Origin of the sequence: Parendozoicomonas sp. Alg238-R29, assembly GCF_947331445.1 — a bacterium.
Classification (GTDB): domain Bacteria; phylum Pseudomonadota; class Gammaproteobacteria; order Pseudomonadales; family Endozoicomonadaceae; genus Sansalvadorimonas.
In genome coordinates this window covers 1-11944 of the sequence record NZ_CAMZOG010000062.1, presented here as the reverse complement: position 1 = coordinate 11944, position 11944 = coordinate 1, and the positions used below count along the sequence as shown (strand labels likewise).

The 11944-nt window shown below is 52.7% G+C and carries 13 protein-coding genes; 3 read left to right on the top strand and 10 right to left on the bottom strand.

Annotation, left to right across the window (positions count from 1 at the left end):
• Positions 1 to 67 precede the first annotated feature (67 nt).
• Positions 68 to 322, top strand: a complete 255-nt coding sequence (gene tusA, locus QMA35_RS14945; protein ID WP_281647957.1) for a sulfurtransferase TusA — start codon at positions 68 to 70, stop codon at positions 320 to 322.
• An 88-nt stretch (positions 323 to 410) separates the two neighbouring features.
• Here tusA and QMA35_RS14940 read toward each other — a convergent pair whose 3' ends face one another.
• The 9 genes from QMA35_RS14940 to QMA35_RS14900 form a co-directional block, all read right to left on the bottom strand.
• Complete coding sequence (locus QMA35_RS14940; protein ID WP_281647956.1) at positions 411 to 2438, bottom strand: DNA phosphorothioation-associated putative methyltransferase; 2028 nt, start codon at positions 2436 to 2438, stop codon at positions 411 to 413.
• A complete protein-coding gene (locus QMA35_RS14935; RefSeq protein WP_281647955.1) occupies positions 2428 to 3006 on the bottom strand; it encodes a hypothetical protein in 579 nt (192 codons plus the stop codon). Before QMA35_RS14935 ends, QMA35_RS14940 begins: the two co-directional genes overlap by 11 nt.
• 212 nt (positions 3007 to 3218) lie before the next feature.
• The gene (locus QMA35_RS14930) at positions 3219 to 3428 is read right to left on the bottom strand and encodes a cold-shock protein (RefSeq protein WP_281647954.1); all 210 of its coding nucleotides are present in this window, start codon (positions 3426 to 3428) and stop codon (positions 3219 to 3221) included.
• 378 nt (positions 3429 to 3806) lie between these two features.
• Positions 3807 to 4040 (bottom strand): hypothetical protein, encoded by a 234-nt coding sequence (locus tag QMA35_RS14925; protein WP_281647953.1) that lies wholly within the window; start codon positions 4038 to 4040, stop codon positions 3807 to 3809.
• A gap of 1 nt (position 4041) precedes the next feature.
• Positions 4042 to 5928 (bottom strand): hypothetical protein, encoded by a 1887-nt coding sequence (locus tag QMA35_RS14920; protein ID WP_281647952.1) that lies wholly within the window; start codon positions 5926 to 5928, stop codon positions 4042 to 4044.
• Complete coding sequence (locus QMA35_RS14915) at positions 5925 to 6497, bottom strand: hypothetical protein (RefSeq protein WP_281647951.1); 573 nt, start codon at positions 6495 to 6497, stop codon at positions 5925 to 5927. Before QMA35_RS14915 ends, QMA35_RS14920 begins: the two co-directional genes overlap by 4 nt.
• 14 nt (positions 6498 to 6511) lie before the next feature.
• Positions 6512 to 7543: a hypothetical protein gene (locus QMA35_RS14910; RefSeq protein WP_281647950.1), complete on the bottom strand. Its 1032-nt coding sequence runs from the start codon at positions 7541 to 7543 to the stop codon at positions 6512 to 6514.
• Positions 7543 to 9135 (bottom strand): hypothetical protein, encoded by a 1593-nt coding sequence (locus QMA35_RS14905; protein WP_281647949.1) that lies wholly within the window; start codon positions 9133 to 9135, stop codon positions 7543 to 7545. The genes QMA35_RS14910 and QMA35_RS14905 overlap by 1 nt, the downstream gene beginning before the upstream one ends.
• Positions 9136 to 9186: 51 nt before the next feature.
• Entirely contained in the window at positions 9187 to 11073 is a 1887-nt protein-coding gene (locus QMA35_RS14900; protein WP_281647948.1) for a hypothetical protein, read from the bottom strand.
• A gap of 76 nt (positions 11074 to 11149) precedes the next feature.
• Between QMA35_RS14900 and QMA35_RS14895 the strand changes: the two genes are divergently transcribed.
• Together QMA35_RS14895 and QMA35_RS14890 are read left to right on the top strand one after the other, a co-directional pair.
• A complete protein-coding gene (locus QMA35_RS14895; protein WP_281647947.1) occupies positions 11150 to 11407 on the top strand; it encodes a type II toxin-antitoxin system Phd/YefM family antitoxin in 258 nt (85 codons plus the stop codon).
• Positions 11397 to 11684: a type II toxin-antitoxin system RelE/ParE family toxin gene (locus QMA35_RS14890; RefSeq protein ID WP_281647946.1), complete on the top strand. Its 288-nt coding sequence runs from the start codon at positions 11397 to 11399 to the stop codon at positions 11682 to 11684. Before QMA35_RS14895 ends, QMA35_RS14890 begins: the two co-directional genes overlap by 11 nt.
• Here the strand turns inward: QMA35_RS14890 and QMA35_RS14885 are convergent.
• Positions 11678 to 11944 (bottom strand): hypothetical protein (locus QMA35_RS14885; RefSeq protein ID WP_281647945.1); only part of this gene is annotated, 267 nt, incomplete at its 5' end. The two genes, QMA35_RS14890 and QMA35_RS14885, sit on opposite strands and share 7 nt — an antisense overlap.

Below are 11944 nucleotides of genomic sequence, written 5' to 3'. Positions count from 1 at the left end.
AGATTATGCCAGACATCAGCAAGTTTATAACGTAAAAAAATTACCTGAACACATAGTTTGTGAATTTATGACAGACACCACAATCGACTACGAAATTACCCATAAGCTCGACACTACAGGGCTACTTTGCCCTGAGCCTATGATGCTACTGCATCGAAAAATCAGAGAGATGAAAGGCGGGAATATTGTTGAAGTTTTAGCGACAGATCCCTCTTCTGAACGGGATATTCCTAAGTTTTGTACCTTCCTTGATCATAAACTTTTGAAGCATGAAAAAGGTGATGGTCTTATCACTTATCACATAGAGAAAAACACAGGATAAAGTCTTCGCCTCGTGCTTTGGGCTGAAGCAATCATTCAGTACGCCCGGATGCGTTGGGACACATCAATAAGCACAATGCAGTGCAAACTTATGCCAATATTTTATAGAATTTATAGCCCTTTACTTCCAGACCAAAACCATTGCGCAACACAAGCGTGAAGTCTTCTGGGTTGAGTCCGTAACCATCCATTTCGGGTAGTTCTAAACTCTCCAAGCGCTTATCAAAGCTCTTCTGCTTGCTGTAGTCGGCAAACGATTCATCTATAAGCCTGGACTTCCAATACAACGGCTGGGGTTCGTAATCGCCATAACCGTAGTCAAAGAAATCCACATGCCGGTTGCGCAAATTGATCTTTATACGTTCGCGCAACATGGGAATGGGCTGGGTTTCGAAACCGTCGTACACCATCATGGTGAACTTGCCGGAACGGATGTGAATTTTCACAAGCTCTACACCATCAGGCTCAGAGAACAGCTGCGATGCACACCCCACATAAACACGAAGAGCAGGCGGCAAATCATTAAGAAAGCGGGTGTGCAAAACCAGTGAATGGCCTTCGTTGAAAATACTGGCAGGCAGCTCTTTATGAGCCTGCTCGCAGGCGATGTAGATTCGCTCTGGTTGAGCCAGAGAAAACAACAACTCTCGGGATTCTGACATCGCTGTTTTGTAATCACCAAAAAACGCTTTGATATCCCGTTTGAGTTGTTCGGGCATATGTTTGTACACCCGTTTTTTATTGAACTGCTGCAGAGCGAAATACACTAGTAAATCTTCTCGCCGCTCCCCCTCTGCCTGCTCAAGTGGCGTTGTATCAAACTCTTCACGAATCAGGTTAAACGCTTTTTTGGGAGAACCCGTCAGCTTCTGCAGCTCTTCTGCTTTCTCAAATTCCTCAGCAGCAGGCATACGCCCCAATTCCAGCGTGCGCTGCCAGAAGAGTTCGAATAGCTCTCTGTGGTCAGCCAGCAGTTGCTGCTTCTTGGGAATGCGTACGCTCTTCTGTACCAACTGCTTCCACCGCGTTCTTCGGCGCTGTTTGCTGGCAAGGTAGAGCTGCTCTTCATCTTTATCTTTGAAAATGTAGAAAACACCGGGAGCGACCGGTATAGGCTCTTCATCCAGAACCTGCTCCAGGAAGATCTGTAATTCGGCCTGACTGAAATACTTTTGAAAGGTGTTCCTGCTGGTTAGCACACCATCCTTGAAAGGTTTGAACTTGGCCACATGCCGCTCGCTGGCAATCATTGCGGACACCACAAGAACCACACGGGTCAAGCTCCATGCACCTTGCACTGCTTCAACACGTTCCGGCAAACCCTCAATCACGTTGATCACGTAACCGAGGTTCACCAAGTCCCCTTCTGTTTTCTCCCCGTCAGGCCGCCAAGCCGGGTCCCAACCCGCAGCATGAATGCCATGGGCCTGAAGTTCGGCCAAGTCATCACCATGACCACAACCATAATCAAATACAGAAAACTGGCCTTCCAGATAACCGTTCTTGGCCAGTGTTTTCATCGGGACTGACATAGCATCACGACTTAATGCTGTGCGGTGCCTGTCGACTTCATGCTTGTCACCCTCAGCCTGCTCAAAAACAGCCTGCCGAAACAAGCGCCCATCCACCAGCTCATAGCCTTTCTCTTGAATCAGCGCTTCCCAGCTCTGTTTGAAACCAATGATGCGTGGATTTTCATAGAGCCCAGCTTCTTCTCCTTCACGGGTAATTTCGCAAAAATCTTCATAGTCCGGATCAGAAGCCAGAACCATATTTTCCTTACGATGCAGAATGGGAGGGTTGGGCGACTTGGCAAAACGGGTCCCTTTGACCTGCCCGGTGACCAAATCAATGCTGGTACTGAAATGTAGAGAGGGATAAGCCTCATCATAAAAGTGTGGGTAGTTCAAAAGCGTAAGCTTGAACACATCCCGGTGAAGGCGTGCGATCGTCCAGTCATCACCGTTCAGCCCGGCAGCCGACGCTTTCCCCTCCACATATTTACTGAGTTCAGGAGCAGCGTCCAACAGCGCAGAACGGTGAACATAGATCGCCTTTGGTAATACTTTGCCAATCGGCAGAAGCTTCAGTGCATCTTGCCACTGCTCATGATTCATCGCCAAACCGCTCCAAAAACTTATCTGCTTTCATAGTTGAAGGAATATACCCACGGCCAGCAGTCTTGGGGGTCATGACCGTTATCTCGCTGCATTGAGCTGCCTGGTTATAACTCACATGCACAGAGTTGCTTGAGCCGTAATAATAGATGCGATCAAAAGGTAGATGCCGAGCTATCCATAGCGTGACATCCAATGTGGAAACCCCCGGAACGATAAAATCACAAGCAGCCCCTCCTCGCTCACAAACAGGCTGCCCTTTCGCATTCAGTTCATGGCATACATGCTGATCCAGAGAGGGATAAATAGCGGGGAGGATGTTTCTCTCTTTCGCTAGTGCCTGTCTTGCGCGGGACAACGCGGGCGAACAGAAGCCGTATGAAAGCTTCAAGGGGCCAAACTGTTCGACGACAGGGTCAAGGAGTTGAATGGCAAGGTCAGACAGCGCCTGCCAGCTGGATGGCTGTTGTGGCAGATTGGGAATATCAGATCTTTGGAAGGTTTCACCACAATGGATCAGTTCACGATAGGTGAAGTGTTGACTGCACATATCAGTCAAGTTGAACATGTGATCTATCCCGGATATCCAGTAGAGGAAGATTATCCCAACCTTTACATCGGTGCACCATAAACGGGAAGACTCACAACAATTCTGCTCTCTATCACGCTCATAAATTACAAATAAAAAAAAGGCAACACCCGAAGGTATTGCCTTTCTAGCCTCACAATTCTTTATAGAAAAGTGTGAAGCGATAAGCTACATCAAGTGCAGCTCAGCTCTTACAGAGGACGGATGTCTTCTGCTTGAGGGCCTTTCTGGCCTTGAGTCACAGTGAACTCAACACGCTGGCCTTCAGCCAGGCTCTTGAATCCTTCGCCAGTGATCTGACGGAAGTGAGCGAAAACGTCTGGTCCGCCATTCTCTTGCTGAATGAAACCAAAACCTTTCTCGTCATTGAACCACTTAACAGTACCGGTAGTAGTAGACATAATCGTATCCTTATTTCAAAAATAATATTGCCTTACAAAGGCGCAAGGCGGTTGAGCTAGAAGTTCTGTTTTTGCTTATGAAGAACGAAATGAGCTACTACACTCGGAACGTTTGAATCTATACATAAAGACTGGAACACACTTTTAACGTGCCGCCACTATATACTTCAGGGCTGAAGAAGTAATGGGTATTCTTATTTATTTATGACAGCCCGCGCCAACCTCACGCGGATTTTTACCTAATATACTGTTCGCCTTCTACGCTTCTGATCATTATTTCTCCTTGCTCCCTTAGGTGGACGCTCAAGCATCATCATTTCCGGCGACTGATTACGCACAACACTTACCCCAACCTTCCCTATTCAATCTCTATAAATGCTAAACCTGCACATCATAGACTGGTAAATCCGGCACCTCCCGAACCACTTCACCGCCTTCCACCAATACGTTTGAGCCCACGATCACGCCTTCACCTTTAATATTCATGACCGAGCCATCTCGCAGAGCCATAGTACTGGAGCCGTTGCCGTTATGACTGGTGACAGTACCAATAATTCGGCTCGCCTTCGGGAGCAACGCTTGAAAATTCTTCCATGGGTTTATTGTTGCCATCTCAACTCTCCTGGTAATGGCGTTCAAACGACAGACTCTGAACAACTTTCCCCGCCCCGCTTCCTGCCGTTTTGATATTTGTTGAGAGGCATAATCCCATCCAGGGTTCAGAACCCTCCATAACCTCTACTAGCTGACCCGGCAATACCAGCCCCGGCTCTTGCCCGTTCACGGTCAAAGGCAAGTCCAGTGTGACCACAGCCTGGTTCCCGCCTTCACTCAAAACATTCCTTCCCCTTTCCGTATTCACATCCGTTGCCGTGAGCCAATCCTCAATAATATCCGGCGCAGGCTTATCGCCTGCTGAACCCTGCCTCTGCACAGCAACCGCCACGCCTTCATTAATGCCACTCACATACACTGCGTTGTACTCCGACTCCGGTCGCCACTCCATACTCATACTGAGTACCATGCTTTCGGGTATTGCGTGATCTATCGGGGTGGTGTCTTCTAACCAGTTCCACGGGCTGATTTTGTACCTTGGCTGTACCGCAAGCACATCCGAATCAGAGGATGGGATGATGACCGCGCCAGCCGTGTTGGCGATGCTGGCAATCACTTCTATAGGCGTTTGGTTCACATAGCTGAACAGGCCACCCGGAAGAATCCAGTCCGGTGTCGCCCATGTCTCGGTAGAATCCCAGATTAATGTGAATCCTGTATGGGTGAGCTCAGCCTCTGCCGCCTGCACCGCTGAAATAGCATTGTCTTCTGTTTTGCTGCGAAGCGGTGCATAAGGTGCCGACAGTAACCGGGTGCGGCTCTCTCCAGCGATACGATATCGCTCATTATTGAAGCGACGTTCACTGTCATACCGGGTGACCATAAACACCCAGGTCCAGCCATTGATAGTGATCTTGATATCTTTGGTGCCGTTGGCGTCTGGTTCGATCATGTTCAGCACAGCTTTGTTCGCTACAGCTGCTGATAACTGCCATGTGAACGAGTCGATATCCAGATCAATGCTGATATCCAGCAGCTCCAATGGTTCTTCATCAGGCAGACGCACGGCGTTGACGGTGTTCATCAGCAGGTAACTCTCCTTGTCGTCCGGTGTCGGTGGTTCCAGTGGCAGGGGGATGACCTTGCCGCCGTAGTCGACTGTATGCTCATTGTCTTTGATCCGTTGATACCGCCCTTCTCCCCAGGGGAAAGCTGGCGACAGGTCAACGGTATTTGATTGCTGCCAACACGCTCTTGGTGATGCATCTTTGGGCTGTATCGGATGTGGCGCGATAACACCACCAAACCGAAAGAAAGCCGGAGGCATGGTATCTGGGCGATAAACGGTACCGGCGAACACAAAGCTCAGCGCATGGGCAGGTTCAACCCAGAGAGGAGGATTACTGTGTTCGTGAGTGCGCCATTCCGGGCCTGTTGTATCGACTGTGAACCACGGGCCTGCATAGTCCTGGTCTTTGGAGGGCGGTTGCCCCCACAGTGCGGCTGTGTTGGCCTCTTTAGGTAAAGCGGTTTGATGCCAGGGGCATGGAATCGCTGTGGGATCGGTGGGTTGCGTGTTTGCCCAGAGGCTGTCGGTTTTGGATTCTCGAGGGGGAGCCATACTCCAGTGCGAGCAACGCGATTTATCTTTCACAGGAACGGCGTGCCATTGATGTTTACGCGTGCGCTCTGGTGATGTTTTTGCGTCACCAAATAAGCTCTCTGTCGTGTGTTGCACCGCTTTGGCTGGATGACTGGCAAGTGTCGTTTGCTGCTCTCGCGTGTGGGCTTGAAGCCAGGCCGATCCAATGGACTGGATTAAGGAAGGCGGCTCTGGAAACGCTACCGGAGGCCTGGAATCGGTGGGTGTTTTAAAGTGAAGTTGTAACTGGTTTCCAGGAGGCGGCGTGTAGAGCTCCCCACCAAAAACAAGGGCAACACTCACTCTTCACTATCCTCGCCCACGGGGATAATCGGCCCATGACACAGCGGTTGGTAGTATTGCCGGGCTGTCAACGTCGCCGTACCTGATGTGCCTGTTGCGTTGGAACCTGTGTCCGTCCACCAATGCGGCTCGTCTGGCCCGGACACGCCCGCGCCCGTGCAGTCGTAGACAAAGCCCTTGTATCCCGACGGGTCGACCGGATGCACCGTGTCGCCGATGCTGTAGGTTGTGTTCGGCTCCCACGTCTGGCCGTAGTGATCCACGGCGATAACCAATACCGGGCCATTGAACGCACCCACATTAATGGAGAAAGTGCCATCCGCTGCACTGGTGGCTGTGCCCAGCATTTTCCGCTGGGTGCCGAGGCCAGGCATGTTCTGTGGATCAAAGCTCAATGCACACACTTGCCGCTGAGCCGGTTGGTCGTTCACCTGTATCGTGCCTGCTACCACTTTTGCCGCCACCTCCCCGGATGCGACATCAATCACCACATTGCCCCCTGCCGGAGCCTCGTAGCTGATGAGCGCAGGAAGGTTAAGGTCTCCGCCGTCAAGGATATAGTCCGCCATGGTCGCCTCCCGTGCTATTCATTCGAGATGGGCTGAAAGATAGGCACAGGGGTCACCGGGCCATGCAGAAACGGCTGAACGATTTTCTCGGCATTGAAGATGGCCGTGCCGGTGGTCAGTTGGTCGGTGGGCCAAGGCCAATCCGGGAGCGGATCACCGGTGGTGCCTGTCTGAACGCACACATACCGATAGCCGTTCCCTGTCTTGGGGTGAACAATGTCGTCCACGTTGTAGACTGCGCCCGGCTGAATGGTCTCGCCATAGTCGTCAAAGGCATACACCAGAATGCCATGGGTGTAGGGCGTTGTGCCCACATCGAATGAACCATCAGCGCCTGAGGTCGCCTCGGCTATCAGGCTGTGTCGGTCGGCACTCACTGCTCGCACGTTTCGGGATTTTGGCACACCATCTATCATGGTTTTGCCCATCACGTGGGTGTACTGGGAATAATCTCCGCCCTGTGGAATCAGCACCGGTACACCACCTCCGGTTACATCCCAGATAGTGTCATCGATACCGGGATAACTCGCCGGGTCGGTATCATGCGCTGTGACATCGACTTTTGCGTTTTTGGCTCCTGTGCACCAGTAGGTTTTGCGCCCGTTGCCCGCATCCTCGTTGACAATCACCGACACCATGCCCTCCATATTCATGTTGAAGGTGGCCCAGTTATAAAAGGTGTTCGTGAATACAAGACGGACGTTTTCTATCGCCGCGCCATTGGCATCCGACTGGGCAAAGTACCTGATTTTTTTGCTGGTCGTTTTATGGCCCATGATGATGTGAATGTTTTTCAAATATCCCCACCATCGATAACAGAGATAACTCTCCGCATGCACGGCATTGCTGATCACGTGGCCCTTGCCATCAATCTTGGCCCGTACCTGGTTGTAGCCTCCAATCGCCATGCCGCCCATATCGATATTCTGGATGACGGCGTAGTGATGGAACGCTGTCGCAGAATCTTTGAACGCATCCCGAAACTGCTCCGGGGTTTCAATCAGGTATGGGCTGTTTTCTGTGCCGAGTCCTGTATACGTCGCCATTAGTCTGCATCCCCTCGCACTTGTAAGGTGAACTGGTCATCCTGTCGGGTGCCTTGCCCGGCCAGTGTTGTGCGCACCATCCAGAGCGGAGCCAGTGCGCCTTCGGTGTTGAAGCGCAGCACGTTACCGGTCGTCCAGCCTGCGCCCCAGCCGTCCGCTGCCACTGTCCAGTACGGGGTGCCGGTTTCCGGGTTGTTGGGCATGGTGTCGCTGGCAAGGGAGCCTGCGCCAATCACACCCAGCTTCTCCTCCACAATGGAGAAAGCCGTAGTGCTGGTGAACACCAAAGCCCACTTGCCCTCGATACCGCCCTTGTTCTGTACCGTGATGGGATAGTTGATAAGGTTGTACTGTGCGATGGTGTCAGCGCCGAGGCGCGCCGCTGTCCAGTTGGGGTGGCCGTCGTCCCATGTCCGTTGGGTGAACGTGTTCTTCGCTCGCGCCTGCAGGTCACCGTACACCACTGCCGAGCTGACGGTAGAGCCTGCCGGGAAGTCCCACGCCAGGGGTGCAATGATAGAAATGGCTCCGTTGATCTGAACATCGGACACCACACTCATCTGCTCGATGCGATCCACAACCGACAGGGGAGGTACAAGTGCATGGCCGCCTGCTTCCTGAAGAACGAATGGATCGGTAAACGTCACCGTGCCAGTTTCACGATTGATGGTCACCTGGTCGGGGTCGATAACCTTTCCCGCCGCATCCACGACTTCAATCGCTGCTTGGTGAGTACGGGAAAGCGTGACGATCTGTCCCGCTGTCGGTGTCCCAATCTCCGTGGTCTGCTCATGGGCGAGCACCACAATATCCCCGTCCCGGTAAATGGGCACGCGCCCATCGGCAGGCAAGCGCACCGGGTCGAGGCCGATCAGCCGGGAGTCCAAGGGTATGCTGGTCAGTACCACCGTGTTGTAGCTGACGGTCTGAGGCAGCACATCAATATCGTTCGATCCATCGGTGAAGTGGATCTTGCACCAGCCAGTTTGACTATCTACAAAACCATCCATCTCGTCGCTGGCTAGATTGCCGTTAAAGTCGGCCTGCGCTGAAATACGTTCGCCGGTATCCGCCCGGTTAGCCCACACCTGCAAACTGCCGGGGCGTAGAGGAGTACCGGGAGTGCGAAAAGCTATATGGCTGGTTTGAAAGCCTGCGCGAGAGGTTGCCATCGCCTGCACAGATACCGTGTCATTGTCGCCATCTGGGTAGCTGCTGAAGGTGGCTGTTCCACCGGTGTAATCAAGAGTGCCGACAGCTGTTCCCGCATTGGTCTGACTGCTCACGTTCTTATACAAGACACCGGCCCGGTCAAAGTAGGTGTCCCCTGCCCATGTGAACATCACACTACCGGGGAGAATGGCGTCCTCTCTATTGGGCAGAAGGTCAACAGTCATCTCCGGGGCTGTGACCGTTTCCATGTGCGGCACATGATTGAGGCTGTTGCTCTGGGCCTTGACGATCAGGCCGCTCCCCTCAAAGTCTTCAATGTTGTTATGAACTGTGGTGACGCTGTCAAACTTGTAGAGAATGCCGCCAATACCGTTTCGACGCACTGCTTTATTGGTGGTGTAGCTATAGTTCTCCGTCACCTTGATAGAGAAGGCACCGGTCGCATAGTCCAGGATGCCGGCCAGCCCTCCCTACCAGTTTCCACTCCCATCATCATTCACCGACCGGGACAGGTTGTAATCAAAACGCTCGCCGTCCGTGAGCTGCCCGCCCTCACGGGTCACCAGCCATTCCAGCGTGACACTGCCCGGCAGCAGGGGCGCACCGGGAATCGTGCCAGTAAACAAACCTGCCCCATCAGGGGAGCCATCCACCGAAGTACTGGTGACCGTTCCCTCTTCATAAGATAGCGATAGGCTCGTGCCATTATCCGGTATATTGTCAGGTACGATACTGAGCACGCCATCGGCATAGTAAGCCGTGCCGACACCATCACCCTGCAACACACCAGCTCCGTTGTCAGTCATGGTTCTGGTCTGCCCGCCTACCTGATACCCGATAGAAAGTGAGCCGGGTCGCAGGCCCACCTTCTCGGTGATATGCCGCACTTCAAACTTGCCGGGAGTGACGGAATCTTCATGGATCGTCACCTCGTCATCGGTCTGCATCTTGTAAGCAACAATGAGTGCACTATCAGGATCGGGCAGAGCCTGAAGGGTGGCCTGTGCTGCTCCTGTCGCGTAATCAATACTGCCCGTTCCTGCCCCTTCCAGCTGGCCATTACCGGGATCGGCGATGTCATACCACTTCCCCAGTGCCAGATAGGAGATAATTAATGTGCCAGGCTCAGGAGAAGCCCCCTCACCAGCCAAATCAAAGGTGTAATTAAAACCACGATTCTGGATAGTGATCTCTTCTTCCAGCGACACCATATCCCCGGTTAATACAGCTCCCGGACGATAACTGGCTGAAGCGGAGCTGGTGTAGGAGCCCGTGGTCTTGTAAACATCAATCTGGCCCGACTCATAATCAATGGTGATCCGATCGAAGGGGTTGGAACCACTGGTGTGACCGAACTCGCCATTGCCCTGATCGGTATAGGTGCCACCGGCCACGCTAATCGTAACTGTCCGGGGGACTGCGCCTGATTGCAGGTAAGATCGTGACTGGTTGCCGCCAATCAAACCAAAAGACAATGTCACACTGCGATTGCTGGTGCGAGTGGCCTTCATGGCTCGGGCGGTATAAGCGCCATCCTGATTGATAAGCGGTGTTTCCGACCGGGCACTGGGCACAATCTCCCCGTACACGCTGCCGACCTTAAAGGTCAGATCACCAACACTGACGCCTTCACTCAAACGTTGCAGGCCGTAATAGCGAGCCGCATCGGCCACTTGTGTGGTCTGGATGCGGGTGGGTGTGACATTATCCTGCGGCTCGGTGCCTCCCGGTGTGGGGATGCCACCGGGAAACGTTACTTTCAGAGGTGCCGACAATTTCAGCTCCAGCCTGCGCCGCTGAAAATCTACATAAGTGGTGTCGGAGGCAGCATAAGTGAAAGTTTCCACAGTGCCTTCCACGCTGGTCAGGCGCACATACTGCTCGTCGCCTGTTGCTTCATTGAAGAGGCGGTAGACTTCTCCAATTTCTGGCAGCCGATGCTCTTCGCGCTGAATCGCCAGCAAACTCCGTTGGCCGACCAACTGATTGCCCAACAGCTCCCAGTTGGTGTCCACCGCAGGCACCACATAACTCTCGATACGGTTGCGGGCATCATCCCGCTCATCGGTCTGGCTCTCGGTGTTGAACAGCACCACGCCAACACGCTCATCCTCCGGGGCTTCGGTAAGGATCGCGTGCGCGCCAAGATAAGGGTCTGCGTTGTCGGTGCTCACACCGATAAAAACCTTACGCATGGACACATCCCCCACCGTCCGGTCTATCCGGGAAATATCCCGAAACAGGTTATTCACCTGGCCGTCGATCACCACATTACCGGTGGCTCGCCCGCCGCCGTCGCCCTCGTCGGAGAGACGCTGGGATTCGTAGAGTTTGATATCGTCCTTGTTAATTGCCATAGCTGCATCCATGTTGCCGCGGAACCAATAAGGTGCTAAATATGTCTCTATAAAAAGACCTATATATGATCTGGAGATGACAATGAAACAGGTACTGGCCAATAACTCGGTAAGTATTTCCGAGCTAAAAAAGAACCCCTCTGCGCTGATCGCTCAGGCGGGCGGAGAGCCTGTTGTGGTGCTGAACCACAACCGCCCCACGGCTTATCTCGTTCCTGCAGACACTTACGAGTGGATGATGGAGCAGCTGGATGACCTGGAGCTGGTGCGCGTAGCCAAGGAGCGTTTAAAGGATAAAGACCAAGCCATCGAGGTTGATTTGGATGACCTATAAGCTGAAGTTCATTCCGGCAGCCCACAAAGAATGGAAAAAGCTGGCTCCGACAATTCAGCAGCAATTCAAGAAGAAACTGCAGGAGCGACTGATAACACCTCATATACCATCTGCTCGCCTTCATGAACTGGATGGTGCCTACAAGATAAAACTGAAGGCATCGGGGTATCGTCTTGTCTATCAGGTTCATGATGATGAAGTCCTTGTTTTGGTTTTGTCTGTTGGTAAGCGGGAAGGCAGTCAGGCTTACCGAAAAGCAAAAGATCGCCTTCAATAGTCACTCACTGTCAGAAGACGAATGACCACTGTATAAAAGTTGGCGTCGGTGGGGGCTGACAGTGGCAGCACCTGCTGGGCCTCAATGGCAGGGCCATCGGTGCGGTCAAAGATCACTGTGAAGGTGCGACCATCGGGCAGGGTGATGTTATGTTTCTGGCCAGCGACTTGACTCAGGTTAAAGAGTTCATTGAGTTGCGCTCTTGTCAGCCAGCTGTTTTCGCCATCGCCTAAAACGATGGGTCTGCCATAAGTCATCAG

What these genes read in the sequence shown, in the direction of transcription:
- tusA (WP_281647957.1), top strand. Translation starts at nt 68, where the DNA reads ATGACAGACACCACAATCGACTACGAAATTACCCATAAGCTCGACACT.
- QMA35_RS14940 (WP_281647956.1), bottom strand. Translation starts at nt 2,438, where the DNA reads ATGAATCATGAGCAGTGGCAAGATGCACTGAAGCTTCTGCCGATTGGC.
- QMA35_RS14935 (WP_281647955.1), bottom strand. Translation starts at nt 3,006, where the DNA reads ATGTTCAACTTGACTGATATGTGCAGTCAACACTTCACCTATCGTGAA.
- QMA35_RS14930 (WP_281647954.1), bottom strand. Translation starts at nt 3,428, where the DNA reads ATGTCTACTACTACCGGTACTGTTAAGTGGTTCAATGACGAGAAAGGT.
- QMA35_RS14925 (WP_281647953.1), bottom strand. Translation starts at nt 4,040, where the DNA reads ATGGCAACAATAAACCCATGGAAGAATTTTCAAGCGTTGCTCCCGAAG.
- QMA35_RS14915 (WP_281647951.1), bottom strand. Translation starts at nt 6,497, where the DNA reads ATGGCGGACTATATCCTTGACGGCGGAGACCTTAACCTTCCTGCGCTC.
- QMA35_RS14910 (WP_281647950.1), bottom strand. Translation starts at nt 7,543, where the DNA reads ATGGCGACGTATACAGGACTCGGCACAGAAAACAGCCCATACCTGATT.
- QMA35_RS14900 (WP_281647948.1), bottom strand. Translation starts at nt 11,073, where the DNA reads ATGGCAATTAACAAGGACGATATCAAACTCTACGAATCCCAGCGTCTC.
- QMA35_RS14895 (WP_281647947.1), top strand. Translation starts at nt 11,150, where the DNA reads ATGACAATGAAACAGGTACTGGCCAATAACTCGGTAAGTATTTCCGAG.
- QMA35_RS14890 (WP_281647946.1), top strand. Translation starts at nt 11,397, where the DNA reads ATGACCTATAAGCTGAAGTTCATTCCGGCAGCCCACAAAGAATGGAAA.